Source organism: Pseudomonas sp. RC4D1, assembly GCF_018390395.1.
Lineage (GTDB): Bacteria > Pseudomonadota > Gammaproteobacteria > Pseudomonadales > Pseudomonadaceae > Aquipseudomonas > Aquipseudomonas danubii.
In genome coordinates, this window is sequence record NZ_JAHBAW010000002.1 from 1,461,645 (window position 1) to 1,476,250 (window position 14,606).

The 14,606-nt window shown below is 63.8% G+C and carries 13 protein-coding genes and 1 pseudogene; 3 read left to right on the plus strand and 11 right to left on the minus strand.

The annotated features are described in order from the left end of the window. Positions 1-84 precede the first annotated feature (84 nt). Positions 85-879: pseudogene (locus KHO49_RS31575) on the minus strand (methyl-accepting chemotaxis protein); the annotation flags it as partial. Positions 880-1,049: 170 nt separating this feature from the next. Between KHO49_RS31575 and KHO49_RS22270 the strand changes: the two are divergent. Together KHO49_RS22270 and KHO49_RS22275 are read left to right on the plus strand one after the other, a co-directional pair. Further along, positions 1,050-2,072 carry a transporter gene (locus tag KHO49_RS22270; protein ID WP_102880613.1) on the plus strand — a complete coding sequence of 341 codons (1,023 nt, stop codon included), beginning with the start codon at positions 1,050-1,052 and terminating at the stop codon, positions 2,070-2,072. A gap of 185 nt (positions 2,073-2,257) precedes the next feature. Next, complete coding sequence (locus KHO49_RS22275) at positions 2,258-3,868, plus strand: inorganic phosphate transporter (RefSeq protein WP_102880614.1); 1,611 nt, start codon at positions 2,258-2,260, stop codon at positions 3,866-3,868. Positions 3,869-3,892: 24 nt separating this feature from the next. On the opposite strand, the gene KHO49_RS22280 is transcribed toward KHO49_RS22275, so the two are convergent. The 6 genes from KHO49_RS22280 to KHO49_RS22305 form a co-directional block, all read right to left on the minus strand. After that, positions 3,893-5,215 (minus strand): purine-cytosine permease family protein, encoded by a 1,323-nt coding sequence (locus tag KHO49_RS22280; RefSeq protein ID WP_170001728.1) that lies wholly within the window; start codon positions 5,213-5,215, stop codon positions 3,893-3,895. Positions 5,216-5,326: 111 nt separating this feature from the next. Next, positions 5,327-6,301 carry a 5-oxoprolinase subunit C family protein gene (locus KHO49_RS22285; RefSeq protein ID WP_102880616.1) on the minus strand — a complete coding sequence of 325 codons (975 nt, stop codon included), beginning with the start codon at positions 6,299-6,301 and terminating at the stop codon, positions 5,327-5,329. Then, positions 6,298-7,170 carry a 5-oxoprolinase subunit B family protein gene (locus KHO49_RS22290; RefSeq protein WP_110594787.1) on the minus strand — a complete coding sequence of 291 codons (873 nt, stop codon included), beginning with the start codon at positions 7,168-7,170 and terminating at the stop codon, positions 6,298-6,300. The genes KHO49_RS22285 and KHO49_RS22290 overlap by 4 nt, the downstream gene beginning before the upstream one ends. After that, positions 7,167-8,540 carry an acetyl-CoA carboxylase biotin carboxylase subunit gene (locus tag KHO49_RS22295; RefSeq protein WP_213665836.1) on the minus strand — a complete coding sequence of 458 codons (1,374 nt, stop codon included), beginning with the start codon at positions 8,538-8,540 and terminating at the stop codon, positions 7,167-7,169. The genes KHO49_RS22290 and KHO49_RS22295 overlap by 4 nt, the downstream gene beginning before the upstream one ends. 10 nt (positions 8,541-8,550) lie before the next feature. Beyond that, positions 8,551-8,793, minus strand: coding sequence for an acetyl-CoA carboxylase (locus KHO49_RS22300; protein ID WP_102880618.1), 243 nt, complete (start codon positions 8,791-8,793; stop codon positions 8,551-8,553). Between the two features lie 94 nt (positions 8,794-8,887). Next, the gene (locus tag KHO49_RS22305; RefSeq protein WP_102860653.1) at positions 8,888-9,646 is read right to left on the minus strand and encodes a 5-oxoprolinase subunit PxpA; all 759 of its coding nucleotides are present in this window, start codon (positions 9,644-9,646) and stop codon (positions 8,888-8,890) included. Positions 9,647-9,857: 211 nt separating this feature from the next. Here KHO49_RS22305 and KHO49_RS22310 point away from each other — a divergent pair, with 211 nt between their 5' ends. After that, a complete protein-coding gene (locus tag KHO49_RS22310; protein ID WP_102860652.1) occupies positions 9,858-10,775 on the plus strand; it encodes a LysR family transcriptional regulator in 918 nt (305 codons plus the stop codon). A gap of 247 nt (positions 10,776-11,022) precedes the next feature. Here the strand turns inward: KHO49_RS22310 and KHO49_RS22315 are convergent, their stop codons facing one another. From KHO49_RS22315 to KHO49_RS22330, 4 genes are read right to left on the minus strand one after another with little or no spacing between them, the layout of a single operon-like run. Beyond that, positions 11,023-11,607 (minus strand): PqiC family protein, encoded by a 585-nt coding sequence (locus tag KHO49_RS22315; RefSeq protein WP_102860651.1) that lies wholly within the window; start codon positions 11,605-11,607, stop codon positions 11,023-11,025. Then, entirely contained in the window at positions 11,604-13,295 is a 1,692-nt protein-coding gene (locus KHO49_RS22320) for a PqiB family protein (protein WP_102860650.1), read from the minus strand. Before KHO49_RS22320 ends, KHO49_RS22315 begins: the two co-directional genes overlap by 4 nt. Continuing rightward, a complete protein-coding gene (locus tag KHO49_RS22325; protein WP_110651437.1) occupies positions 13,288-13,902 on the minus strand; it encodes a paraquat-inducible protein A in 615 nt (204 codons plus the stop codon). The genes KHO49_RS22320 and KHO49_RS22325 overlap by 8 nt, the downstream gene beginning before the upstream one ends. Continuing rightward, positions 13,902-14,510, minus strand: coding sequence for a paraquat-inducible protein A (locus KHO49_RS22330; RefSeq protein WP_102860648.1), 609 nt, complete (start codon positions 14,508-14,510; stop codon positions 13,902-13,904). Before KHO49_RS22330 ends, KHO49_RS22325 begins: the two co-directional genes overlap by 1 nt. Positions 14,511-14,606: the final 96 nt, after the last annotated feature.

The window sequence follows — 14,606 nt, forward strand, 5'->3', positions numbered from 1 at the left end:
CAGGAAGTCACGCAGGGTGTTGGCGGCGGCGGCCAGCCTGCCCAGTTCGTCCTGACGATCGCTGGCCACCCGGTCGGCGAACTGGCCACGGCTGAGCTGGGCGACGTAGTCGATCAACTGGCGGATCGGCTGCACCAGGCTGCGGTTCACCAGCCACAGGCTGAGCAGGCCGATCAGCAAACCGGAAACCAGCATCACCAGGATGCCCAGCCACACCGTACGATCAGCCGCCGAGCTGATGTCCCGGGACTGCTGATCACTGTGCTTGCGCAGCTCGGTCACCAACTCGCTCATCTGTTCGCTGGTGGCACGGTCCACGCCCTTGACCGCAGCGTCACCGGCACTCGGATCGGCGCCTGCGGCCACATAGGCGTCACGGCCCTTCTGATAGGCCGCCCCCAGCGCACGGTGCTCCTCGGCCAGGCGCTGCACCCGGCTCTTGAAGCCCGAGTCCAGGCCAGGCTTCTGGGCCAACTGGCCGAGGATGTTCTGCACATCCCGCTGACGATCTTCGAACTGCTGCCAGTACTTGTTCAGCTCCTGGGGCTGCTTGCCCCGCAGCAACACGTTCTTCCACTCCTGCACCTGGCTCTTGAACTGCAGGTTGGCCTCGTCGATCAGCTGCGAACTGCGCAGCGGACCTTCGATCAGCTCGCGGTAGCTCTGCACGCCACCGGACAGCAAGTGAAAACACGCCAGGGCGATCAACAACACCGCAAACAGGCTACCGCTCAGCAGGGCAAGAATTTGCGCTCTCAGGGATTTTTGCAAAAACATCGAGAAGATCTCATGGCAGGGATGGAGCAAGCCACTAAAGGCATGCGTAGGTCCGAACTTCCCTGTCAGGAGCATTCGAGGAAAATCGAATGCGCATTGCATGTGAGCGTGATCGGCATCCGCGATCCATTCTTGAGCGCTGCCGACCACTGGTATGGCAACGCGGACTGTGCACTTTGAAACGTCACAAAACTGTCAAAAAGCCTTGCCATGATGAGGCCCAAGTGAACCTGTAAAGCCCGCGCCAGGCACTGTCCCTCCTGCGAGACCCCATGAACCACAGCATCGACCAGAGTCACCGCGATTCCGATCTGTTTGGCCTGCTCTACGGTTTCAACTTTCGGCCCGGCGAACGGGGTCATGAACTGGACTCAGCCAAGGCCCTGCAAGCCCTGCAACAGCCGCACAACGACGACCAATTCCTCTGGTTGCACCTGAACCTGGCCCACGCCGCCTGCGAGCGCTGGATGAAAGCCCACCTGCAATTGCCCGAGGAGTTCTTCGAAGCCCTGCACGAAGGCTCGCGCTCGACTCGCATCGAACACGTGGACTCGGCGCTGCTGGCGGTGGTCAACGATGTGGTATTCAACTTCAGCAGCATGGTGTCCTCGGACATTTCCACCCTGTGGGTCTGCGTGCGCAGCAACCTGATCATCAGCGCCCGCCTGCAGCCCCTGCATTCGGTGGACAAGCTGCGCTCCTCGGTCAAGGCCGGGGAGCGCTTTCGCTCGCCCCTGGAACTGCTGGTGCACCTGCTGCGCGACCAGGGCGAAGTGCTGACCCAGATCGTGCGCAAGACCAGCCTCAGCGTCGACCAGATCGAAGACCAGTTGCTGGCGTCCCGAGTCTCCAGCAACCGTGCCGAACTGGGGGCCATGCGCCGGGTACTGGTGCGCCTGCAACGCCTGCTGGCCCTGGAGCCGGGTTCCCTGCTGCGCCTGCTCAATCGGCCGCCGCAATGGCTGCAGAAGGAAGACGTCAAGGAACTGCGCAAGTCCACCGAAGAATTCGCCCTGATCATCAACGACCTCACCGCCCTCGGTGAACGGATCAAACTGCTGCAGGAAGAGATCGCCGCCAACCTCAATGAACAGACCAACCGCACCCTGTTCACCCTGACCGTGGTCACGGTGCTGGCGCTGCCGATCAACATCATCGCCGGCTTCTTCGGCATGAATGTCGGCGGCATTCCCTTTTCCGGCGACCCGGAGGGCTTCTGGATCCTGGTGGCGCTGGTGGCCACCTTCACCGTGATCGCCGGGCGCTGGGCCTTCCGCAAGCGCCAGGACTACTGACCGCACCTTGTAGGAGCCGGCTTGCCGGCTCCTACAAGGTGAGCGGGATAACGGGATGGCCGCGCGGGCTTGATTTGATCAACGGAACAGCTCAATCACCTAAACCATGACCTGAGGCAGTCTCCCTGTAACATTTGGCAACGATCATGGACACCATTCCTTTCCAGCAACAGGATTGTCCAGCAATGGCCACCCCGTCCCTGACTGCCGCCTCCTCCAGCCTCGATCGCCAACCGCAACTGGATAAAAAACCCGGCCCCTTCACCCTGGTGGTGTTTTTCGCGGTGCTGGCCATGGGCTTGCTGTTCACCGCCTACAGCCTGGTGCACGACATGCACGAACTGGGCACCACGGTCACCACCTGGACGCCCTTCCTGCTGCTGGGCGTGGCCCTGCTGATCGCCCTGGGCTTCGAGTTCGTCAACGGCTTCCACGACACCGCCAACGCCGTGGCCACCGTGATCTACACCCACTCGCTGCCGCCACAGTTCGCGGTGGTCTGGTCCGGTCTGTTCAACTTCCTCGGGGTGCTGCTGTCCAGCGGTGCGGTGGCGTTCGGCATCATCGCCCTGTTGCCGGTGGAGTTGATCCTGCAGGTGGGCTCCTCGGCCGGCTTTGCGATGATCTTTGCCCTGTTGATTGCCGCCATCCTGTGGAACCTCGGCACTTGGTGGCTGGGGTTGCCGGCCTCGTCCTCCCACACCCTGATCGGCTCGATCATCGGCGTCGGTGTGGCCAACGCGCTGATGCACGGCCGTGACGGCACCAGCGGCGTGGACTGGAGCCAGGCCACCAAGGTCGGCTACGCCCTGTTGTTCTCGCCATTGATCGGTTTCGTGTTTGCCGCCCTGCTGCTGTTGGCCCTGCGCCTGTTCGTCAAGAATCGCGCGCTGTACAAGGCGCCCAAGGGCGACGCCCCGCCGCCGTGGTGGATTCGCGGCTTGCTGATCCTGACCTGTACCGGGGTGTCCTTCGCCCACGGCTCCAACGATGGCCAGAAAGGCATGGGCCTGATCATGCTGATCCTGGTGGGCACCCTGCCCATGGCCTATGCCCTGAACCGCACCATGCCCGCCGACCAGTCACTGCAATTTGCCGCAGTGGCCGAAGTCACCCAGCAAGCCCTGGTGAAAAGCGCCCCGCAAGCGGCCCCTGCCGATCCTCGCGCGGTGCTTTCGGACTACATGCGCAGCAAGGAGGCAACGCCTGAACTGATCCCTGCCCTGGCGGCCCTGACCGGTGCCATCGGCGCCGAGGTCAAGGGCTACGGCTCGCTGGCCAAGGTGCCCGCCGAAGCCATGAGCAACGTACGCAACGACATGTACCTGACCAGCGAAACCATCCGCCTGATGGACAAGAACCAAGTGGGTCACTTCGATCAGGACACCCGGGACAAGCTGCAACTGTTCAAACAGCAGATCGACAACGCCACGCGCTTTATCCCGTTGTGGGTGAAGATCGCCGTGGCCATCGCCCTCGGACTGGGCACCATGGTGGGCTGGAAGCGCATCGTGGTGACCGTCGGCGAGAAGATCGGCAAGACCCACCTGACCTATGCCCAGGGCGCCTCGGCGGAGACCGTGGCCATGCTGACCATCGGCGCGGCGGACATGTTCGGCCTGCCGGTATCCACCACTCACGTCCTGTCCTCGGGGGTGGCCGGGACCATGGTGGCCAATGGCGGCGGGTTGCAGATGCGCACCATCCGCAACCTGGCCATGGCCTGGGTCCTGACCTTGCCGGCGGCGATCCTGCTGTCGGGCAGCCTGTACTGGCTGTTCACCCAACTGTTCTGAGCCGCCGCCGCTGGCCCCGCCCCGTCAGCCGGCGGCGGGCAAGCGGCTGTGCAAACGACTGGCCAGCCCGGCCTGCAAGGCAAACGCCAGGACCCCGGTCAGTGGTGCCGAAAAACTGGCCAAGCCACCCCCCGCCCACATCAGCATCAGGCCCAGGGCCGTGCCGCCGAACCAGGCCGTCAGCCCCACCGGGTTGAAGGCCGCCACGCGCTCAATCGCCGCCACGTCGGTACGCCCCAGCAGAATCTGCGCCAGGGCCACGCCGACCCAGGCCACCACGAAGATCCCCTGATAGGCCAGGGCCTTGAGCAGGTAGGCGAACACATCCGCCAGCATCAGGCCGTAGACGATGATCCCCACGGCCACCGCCCACATCAGGTAGGAACCGCGCAGGCCGAAGCGGCCGAAGAACGCCTGCATGTTCAAGGTCGCCAGGTAGTAGTTGGCGGTGTTGATCCGGGTTTGCGTGGCCCAGACGAACAACAGTCCCCACAACCCCATCAATTGCAGGATCGCCATCACCACCGAGACTTCGTTGAGTGCACCGTCATGGGGAATGCTGCTCACCAGATAGATCCCTGCCGCACCGTTGAGCAAGAACGTCACCGCGTAGAACGGCATGCCGAAGTTCCAGCGACCGTGATAGCCGGCGTCTTCGGGCTTGCCGAAGCGCGCGTAGTCGAAGGTGAACAGCATCAGGATCCACACCCCCATGTAGGCCACGAAGCAATCCCACCAGCCTGTGCTACTGGGATTGGCCGGGCCGAAATCCAGCCATTGCGGCTGGTAGCCATAACGGCTGATGGACAGGCCCACGGCGAACAGCAAGCCCCCCAGGTACACCGGCAACAGCACGCCGTTGAGCTTGTCCAGCCAGTGCTGCACGCTGCCCAGGATCAACGGCACGCTGTACAGCACCACCACCAGCGCCGCCAGCGGGTACAGCAGTTGCGGGTACAGGTGGTTGAGCGCCACGGCGATCACCGAACCCTCGAACACCGCGTAGTAGATGGCCGTGGAGAAGAAGATCAGGGTCGCCAGGCAAGCCCCGGTGCTGCCGAACAACAACCGTGAAAACAGCGCCACCGAGAGCCCGCTGCGCATGGCGAAGCGGCTGAGGACACTGTTCACCAGGCCATAGCTGAGCACCGACAGGAGCATGCCGATCAAGGCATTGCGGGTGCCGTAGGACAGGGCCAGGGAAGCGCCGACGACGATGTAGAACATCGCGCTGCACACCGCCCACCAGGCCATGGTCAGGGACAGTCGGCCCATGCGTGCATCGCTGGGAAGGGCCACATTGGCCGGGGTCTGCCCGGTTTGATTCGCTTGCGATAAAGCTGCCATGTGCGTGAACTCCAGAACCGATCAAGGGTTGAAGCGCGGGCAGCCGTCACCGCACCGAAGTGCGGCGTTGGCCTACCGTTTGGCATGGCCCGCGCGATGCGGCGGGCAGAATCAGGAAGGAAACAGTTTGCTCAGACAGCTGAGCTTTTTCTTGTAGGAGCGCCGGGCCTCCAGCGCTTCTTCGAGGGTCACCGCGACAAAGCGGGCCTTCTGGTTGGGCTGCATCTGGCCGATCAGGTCAAGGTCGGCGCTGATCACTGTGCCGATCATGGCGTAGCCGCCACCGGACACCGCGTCCCGGTGCAGGACGATGGGTTCCAGCCCCGCCGGCACCTGGATCGAGCCAATCGGGTAGCAACTGTCGACGATGTTCGACGGATCGGAACCGGCGCCGAACGGCTGCTCCCGGGGCTGGAAGCTCAAGGCGCTGCCGCCCTTGAAGCGATAGCCGATGCGGTCAGCTTCCGAACCCACGGTCCAGGGTTCGGCGAAGAAGCTGGCCTTGGCCGCGTCGCTCAAACGTTCGTAGTACAGGCCCGGCACCACCCGCAGGGTGATTTCGCCCCCCAGGGACTGGCGCAACGCCATGGGCAAGCTGGCACCGGGACGGCTTTTACCGCTGGCGACGCCCACCGGCAGCTCATCCCCGGCCGCCAGGCGCCGGCCCTGGAAACCACCCAGGGCGCCCAGGGCGTAGGTCGAACGACTGCCCAGCACCAGCGGCACATCGATGCCACCGGCCACCGCCAGATAGGCCCGGGCCCCGGCCTTGGGAAAGTCGAAGCGCAGCACTTGCCCGGCCTTGACCGCAAAAGCGGTGTCCAGGTGCATGTCCACACCATCGAGTTTGGGCGTCATGTGCGCGCCGCAAACCGCCACCAGGGCATCGGCGCTGAACTCAAGCTCCGGCCCGAGCAGCGTGCACTCCAGCCCGGCCGCGCCTGCCGGGTTGCCCACCAACTGGTTGGCCGCACTCAGGGCGTACTGGTCCAAGGCGCCAGACGGCGGAATCCCCAGGTGATAGAAACCTTCGCGACCCAAGTCCTGCACCGATGTGGCCAGGCCCGGTTTGATGACCTTGATCATGCCAGCACCTCCTGCAGCGACTTGGGATAGCCGACCGGGTCGGCGAGAAAGGCATCCAGGGAAAACTCCACCTCGCGGATACGCAGGTCGAAGCGCCCGGCCTCGACTTCGGCCACCGCCTGGTCGTAAGCCTCACGGTCGATGGGCTTGAACTGCACGATGTCCCCCGGACGGAAGAACACCATGTGCGCCTTGAGGTAGGCCAGTTGCTGCTGCGGGTCGTAGATGGGGGCCGGGGTGACGCCGAACATCTGGTAGCCGCCGGCGCCGCGCACCGAGTAGATGCAGCCGAAACAGCCGCCATGACCCAGGGTCAGTTTTGGCGTATCGGTGCGTGGTCGCAGGTACTTGGGCACCTGCAACTGCCGTTCACGTTCGACCATCTGGAACATGAACGGCAACCCGGCGACGAAGCCCACCATGGAGACAAACCAGGGCGCACCGCTGTGGGCGGCGATGAACGCCTCGACGTCCGCCAGGCCATTGATCCGCGCCGCGTACTCAAGATCCGTGGCGCTGGGGTCCTGGTGCCGGTCGCGAAAGCGCATCAGGGTTTCGTGGGTCCAGGGATCGTTGTAGAGCACCGGGATCTCGATGATCCGAGTGTGCAGGCTGCGCTCGGCCACCGCCCCGGCCTCGGCCTGCTGCACCGCCTCCAGCAGAACCTGCGGAGCGATGCGATCCGGGTCGAAACGAATCTGGAACGAGGCATTGGCCAGGCACACATCCAGCACCCCATCCAACTCCAGGCGCTCTACGGCACGGGTCACCGCCATGCCCTTGAAGAAGGCTTCCAGGGACATGCTGTCGCTGACTTCGGCGAACAGGTGTTCGTCGGCACCAAAGCTGTAGCGGATCGGCTGGCTCATGCGACACCTCCGGCGCGGCGCTCGGCCAGCCAGGTTTCCAGGGTTCCGGTGTGAAAATCGGCCTGCTGCAACCAGGGTTCGGCCAGCAGTTGACGGTGCAGCGCCAAGGTGCTGGCCATGCCGGTCAAGGTGGTGTGTTCCACGGCCAGCCGCGCCCGGGCCAGGGCCTCGCCACGATCGCGCCCGTGGACGATCAGCTTGGCCAGCAGCGAGTCGTAATAAGGCGGCACAGCATAGCCCGGGTACAAGTGACTATCGACCCGCACCCCCGCCCCTTGCGGCCAGATCAGTTGTTCGACCTTGCCCGGACTGGGAAAGAAATCCCGCGCCGGGTCTTCGGCATTCAGGCGCATCTGCAAGGCCGCGCCATTGAGCTGGATATCGCTCTGGCGCAACCCCAGGGGCTCGCCCCCGGCGATGCGCAACATGGCCTGGACCAGATCGATGCCGGTGATCAGCTCGCTGATGGGGTGCTCCACCTGAATCCGCGTGTTCATCTCGATAAAGAAGAACTCGCCAGTGCTGTCGTCATAGAGGTATTCCAGAGTGCCAGCACCTTGGTAACCCAAGGCTTCGGTGAGGCGCACGGCGCTGCTGCACAACTGCTCACGCTGCTCGGCACTGAGCACCGGAGACGGCGCTTCTTCGAAGATCTTCTGCCGCCGCCGTTGCAGCGAGCACTCGCGTTCGAACAGGTGCACTGCGTGTTGGCCATCGCCCAGCACCTGGACTTCGATGTGCCGCGCGCGGCCAATGAAACGCTCCAGGTACAGCGCACCATTGCCGAAAGCCGTCTGGGCTTCGCGTTGCGCCCGAGGGAACTCCTCGGCCAATTGCGCCGCGTCCTGAGCCAGGCGAATCCCGCGCCCGCCACCGCCGGCGCTGGCCTTGATCAACAGCGGAAAGCCCACGTTTTCAGCGGCCGTGCGCGCGGCGTCCAGGTCGAAGAGCTCACCTGGAGAGCCGGGCACCACGGGCACACCTGCCGCCTGCGCCGTGCGCCGGGCTTCGGCCTTGTCGCCCATGCGGCGGATGGTTTCGGCGCCGGGACCGACGAAGATCGCCCCGGCCTTGACCACCGCCTCGGCAAAATCGGCATTCTCGGAAAGAAAGCCATAGCCCGGATGTACCGCATTGGCACCGCTGGCCTGCAAGGCACCGAGCAGGGCCTGGACATTCAGGTAGCTCTTGTCAGCCCGCGCCGGGCCGATGATCTGCACTTCATCGGCCATACGTGCAGCCATGGAGTCAGCATCCGCCTCACTGCAGGCGGCAACGGTGGGAATCCCCAAGGCCTTGGCCGCACGGATGATGCGCACGGCGATCTCGCCGCGGTTGGCCACCAGCAACTTCTTGATTGCTTGAGTCATGCCCTGGCCCTCACTGTTCGAGCGTCGCGACGACCTGACCCGGCTCCACCGGATCACCGTCTTCCACCACAAAGGCGCTGACTTGACCCGCGCTCCCGGCGGTCAGTTCGGAAAACTGCTTCATGACTTCGATCAGGCCGATCACGGTATCGGCGCTGACGCTGTCGCCGACCTCGACGAAAGGCGCCGACTCGGGGGTGGCCTTGCGATAGAAAGTGCCCGGCAAGGGGGTGATAACACTGTATTCGGCCATGTCTGTTCCTTTTGGAATAGTTGTAGAAAGGCAGGCAAAAAATCAAAACCAGATGAAACCCACGTCTGTGCGCGGTGCTTCGTGTCAATGCGCCTCAGCGCGGTGCACGCACCTCGATGCCGGCCTGATCCAGCGCCGTGCGGGTGGCCTCCACCAGATCCAGGGCGCCGGGGGTGTCGCTGTGCAGGCAGATGGAATCGAACTCGATGGCCAGGTCCTCGCCTTCAACCGTACGTACCAGGCCGGTCTGGCAGGCGCGCAGCACCTTGGCGGCGACGGCGGCCGGGTCCAGGGCGCGCACCTGGCGGGTGAAGACGATGGAGCCACTGAGGTCGTAATCGCGGTCGGCGTAGAACTCGCGGATCACCGGCTGACCCAGCTCCTGGGCGACGTGCCAGATCACCGAATTGGGCATGCAATACAGCAGCAGCTCGGGCTCCAGCTTGCGCAGGTTTTGCACCAGCAGCCGCGCGGCCTCTTCATCCCGGGCCAAGTGCATGTAGAGCGCGCCGTGGGGCTTGATGTGTTGCAACTTCACGCCTTGCACCCGGGCCATTTCCCGCAGGGCGCCGAGCTGATAAAGCATGTCGTCCACCAGCTCCTGGGCCGGTGCGTTGATGTGCCGGCGGCCGAAGCCCACCAGGTCGCGGAACCCCGGATGCGCACCGATAGCCACCCCCAGGCGCTTGGCCTGTTCGATGGTGCGGCGCATGGTGCCGGGGTCGCCGGCGTGAAAGCCGGTGGCGATATTGGCCGAGCTGATAAAGCCCATTAGCTCGTTGTCGACGCCGTCGCCAATGGTCCAGGGGCCGAAGCTTTCGCCCATGTCCGAATTGAAATCCACTGCCTGCATCACTGTTGCTCCAACTCTTGTGACTTCGTGCAGTGAAAATTAGAGCGGCCTTGACCCCTTGGGAAGATCTATTATCAGATAGAGCATCTTCTGAAAAACAGATAAAGCTTTGCTAGGAGTTGGCAGGCGGTGATCCACGTATCGGCGAAGACCGGCGCGAGATGGCTTTGGCCGGCAAGTCGGCTCCTACAGAAGTGATGGGGAATGGAACATGTCGTTGACCTTGCGCCAGGTGCGCTACTTCGTGGCGACCGCAGAGATCGGGCAGATCTCCCAGGCGGCGATCCACTTGAATATCTCCCAATCGGCGGTGACCACGGCGATCAAGGAGCTTGAAGCCATGCTCGCCGTGCAGTTGTTCGTGCGCTCGGCCCAGGGCATGAACCTGACCGACGCCGGGCGGCATTTTCTCAACCGCGCCTATGTGATCTTGCGCAGTGTCGAGGATGCGCTGAACAGTCCGCTGCCGGACTATCGGGCCAGTGGTGTGCTGCACCTGGCGGCCAGCTACACGGTGATCGGCTACTTCCTGCCGCACCACCTGCAACGCCTGGAGCACTGGCACCCGGACGTCACCATCGAACTCCACGAGCAGGAGCGCCAGGCCATCGAGCAAGGGTTGCTGGAGGGCCGTTTCGACATGGCGGTGGTGCTCACCGCCAACCTGACCCACCCGGACATCGTTTCGGAAACCCTGTTCAACTCCGAGCGCCGGCTATGGCTGCCGGCCCACCATCGGCTCTGCGAACGAGCCAGCGTCAGCCTGGCGGACGTGGCCCAGGAGCCGTTCATCCTGCTCACCGTCGACGAAGCCGAGCAGAGTGCCATGCGCTACTGGGAACAGGCCGGCCAGCAGCCCAATGTACGGGTGCGCACCAGTTCGGTGGAGGCGGTGCGCAGCATGGTGGCCAACGGTAGCGGCGTGGCGATTCTTTCGGACCTGGTGCATCGACCCTGGTCCCTGGAAGGCAAGCGCATCGAGACCCTGAGCCTGAGCGACGCAGTGACCCCGATGAGCGTAGGCCTGGCCTGGCACCGCGAACGGACCTTCACCCCGGCGATGCAGGCCTTGCGCGACTACTTCCACGACGCCTTCCTCGCGCCCCAGCAACTCAGCGCCCGGCGCTGAACACCTTGCTTGGCGATCTCTTGCCGAACCTCCAGCGGCCTCAAGATCCACGCGTCTCCTACGGAGCCGTTCGCAGCCTGCGGCAGCGGCTACAACCCGACACCTGTAGCCGCTGCCGAGCCCGCGAGGCTGCGAAAAGGCCCGCAGGGCCTTGCCTGGCGATCCTGAGCCAAACCTGTGGCGGCCGGAAAGACCTGCGTCTCCTGCGCAGCCGTTCGCAGCCTGCGGCAGCGGCTACAGGGCTGATTCAGGGGCAGGTCCAGCGTTGTGCGGTGCTGGCGATTTGTGCGGCCAACTGGGCAATGGCCTGTTGATGAGCCTGCACCAGGCTGCTCAGTTCAACACCCGCCGGCTGGCGGATCTGGCTGCTGCAGGTCAGGCTGCGGGCCGGGCCGCCCTCGCCCCGCAAGCGCAGGCTCCAGACCACATCGATCAGCGCGTAACGCCCGGGCAGGGATTCGAAACGCCGTACATCGGTCTGCAACGACAGCACCGGGAGCCCGGGCTGCTTGGGCAAGCCTTCAAGGTTGCGGGTGCCGAGCTTGTGCTCCATCTGGCTGGCCAGGGCGTCGTGGAACTCATCCACCAAAGGCGCGCTCCAGCGCTGGGTTTCCAGGATCGCCAGGGTGCCGCTGTCCTGGCGCACCACCAATTGCGGCTGATCCACCTGGACCGGGATGCGCACCGTGGACATCTCGAACTGCAGATTCGCGTTGCGGGCCGCAGCGCTGCCTTCAGTCACCGGCGGCATCAGGGTGTAGTAACGGGTCGGCGCAGAGCTGCAAGCGGCAAGTCCCAGGGTCAGGCTCAACAACAAGGCGATTTTTTTCATGGCTGGGCTTCCGGTGCGGATTCGCGGACAGAGGAGGATGGCGACTGGTAGGCATCCGGTTGGTTGTCTTTGAGACGACCGCGAATCAACGCTTCAGGATGACGACCGAGGAAGTCGCTGAGCACCCGTACCGAACGGGCGGTGCGCTGCACTTCCTCCATGGCCTGGCTGAGCTTCTGTCGCTGCGGCGAATCCTCGGAGAAGCTCTCGTTGGCGCTGGCCAGGGTCTTCTTCGACTGCTCCAGGGTGTCGCGCATCTGCGGCAGCACTTGGCCGTTGACCTGTTTCAGGGTCTTCTGCATCTCCGCCAGGCTGCCATCGAGGTTGGCGGCGATGGAGTCGATCGGCAGCTTGCTGATCTTGTCCACCACGGCCTGCAGTTGTTCCTGCAACTTGTCCATGCTGCCCGGGATGGTGGGGATCTCCAGCGGCCGTGCGGCGGGGTTGTAGGCCACCGGCTTGGCATTGGCGACAAAATCCAGGGAGATGTACAGCTGGCCGGTCAGCAGGTTGCCGCTGCGGGGCTGGGCCCGCAGGCCGTTCTTGACGAAGGCGCCGATCAGTTGCGCGGAGCGGGCGTCGTCTTCGCCGCCGGTCTGCTTCACCAGTTTTTCATGGGCCTTGCCCAGGCGCTCGGGATAGATCACCGCCCCTACCAGGGTCGGGAAATACTTGCGCTGTTCGTCGTAGTCCAGGTCCATGGACACCACCTTGCCGATGTTCACCCCGAGGAACTCCACCGGGGCATTGAGCGACAGGCCGCGCAGGGCCTGGTCAAAGCGCATGCGGATGTAATACGGCGCGCCGTCCGGCGGAGCCAGCGCCGTATCCTGATCGCCGAACAGGGTGTATTCGGCATTCTCCTCGGCCGGCTTGGCGTTGGGGCTGTACTTGGGTTCGACGAAGGCGATGCCGCCAGCAAGGATCGAGGACACCGACTCGGTGTTGACCTTCAAGCCGTTGGCGCCCAGGGTCACATCCACACCGCTGGCGTTCCAGAATCGGCTGTCGGTGGTGACGTACTTATCATTGGGCGCGTTGACGAAGATCTTCACGTCCACCCCCTTGCCGCTGTTGGCCAACTGATAGGACACCACCTGCCCCACTTCGATGCGCCGGTAGTAGACCGGCGAACCGATGTCCAGGGAGCCCAGGTCGTCGGTGTGCAGGGTGAAGCGCTTGCCCTTCTGCCCGTAGGTAATGAGCGGCGGGGTTTCCAGGCCCTTGAAGCTGTTCTTGCGCTTCTCCGACTTGCCGGCATCGGCGCCGATAAAGGCCCCGGAGAGCAAGGTATCGACCCCGGAAACGCCGTTGGCGCCAATGCGCGGGCGCACCACCCAGAACATCGAGTCGTCGGCGGTGAAAGGTTCGGCGGACTGATCCAGCTCGACCTTGGCTAGCACCTTGCGGCGATCATCGCTCAAGGCGATGGAGGTCACCTTGCCGATCACCACGTTCTTGTACTTGACCTGGGTCTTGTTGGCTTCCAGGCCCTCGGCAGTCTGGAAACTGATGGTGATTTCCGGCCCGGCCGACAGCGAGTTGTGGACCACCATCGACAGCCCCACCAAGGCCGCGACAATGGGCACCAACCACACCAGCGAGACATTAAAACGCCGCGTACGCAGCGCCGGAGCGCCGGGAGCCGGCTGGGAACCTGCCGCCTTGGAACCTGGATGATCAGACATCTTCAACCTCTACATCCCAGATAAGCCGGGGATCGAAACTCATGGCCGCCAACATCGTCAGCACCACCACCAAACCAAAAAACAGAATGCCCATCCGCGGATCGATGGAACTCAGGGCCCGAAACTGCACCAGGGCCGCCACCAGGGCCACCACCAGCACATCGAGCATCGACCAATAGCCGATCACCTCGATAAAACGGTACAGCCTGGCACGCTCGCGCTGGGCCCAGAGGCTGCGGCGCTGGCAGGTCACCAGCAAGGTGCCGAGGACAAAGAACTTGATGCAGGGCACCACCACGCTGGCGATGAAGATCAACAGGGCGATGTCCCAGGAGCCGTGTCTCCAGAACTCCACCACGCCGCTCATGATGGTGTTTTCACTGGCGCTGCCAAAAATACTGGTGTGCATCACCGGCAGCAGGTTGGCCGGAATATAGAAGATCAGGCTGGCCACGAGAAAGGCCCAGGTCCGCGCCAGGCTGTTGGGCTTGCGCGCATGGACCACGGAGTCGCATCGGGGGCACTGGTGCTCGGATTGCTCGCAGACCTGGCCGCAGGTGTGGCAGAGCATCAGTTGATAGTCCCGGGCGTAAGGGGGCGTATTCATCAGTAGCGACCCTCCAGGTCATCCCACAGATAGCGGATGTCCTTGCCGGAAATCAGGATGATCAGCACCGTCAGCATGGCCAGGGCCCAGAGCCCGAGGCCGGGGTGCACATCGAGCATGCCAGCGAGCTTGACGATGGCCACCAGAATGCCCAGCAGGCACACCTCCAGCATGCTCCACGGCCGCAGGTGCTCCAGAGCCCGCATGCAGGCCTTGAAGCCTGGCGCGGCGCGATCGAAATTGGCGAACCCCAGCACCCAGCACAGCAGAATGATCTGCAGGCACGGCGCCAGAATGATGGTCAGGCCGGTGATCGCCGCAATCAGGCTGATGCGGCCCTGGGCCAGGGCTTCTACCGATTGCCAGAGCGTGGCTTCGTTGCTCAGGCCTTCGAGGCTGATCTTGATCACCGGAAACAGATTGGCGAAGACGAACAACAACCCGGCGGTAATCGACAAGGCGAACAGCTGCTGCACGTTCATGTAGCGGGCACGGGCCAGCAACGCGCCACAGCGCGAGCACTGAGCGGCCTGGCCTTTGCCGAGCGGCACGGATTCGTACAGCGAATCGCAGTGCTCGCAGATGATCCAGTTGCGGGAAATAGTCATGGTCTTCAGATAGTCGGGAGGGCTGCTGGTTCAGTGACGGCCTCCAGCGGACGCACATTTTCAGAAAAACCCGAGGACGGTGTCCAGTTCTGTCTG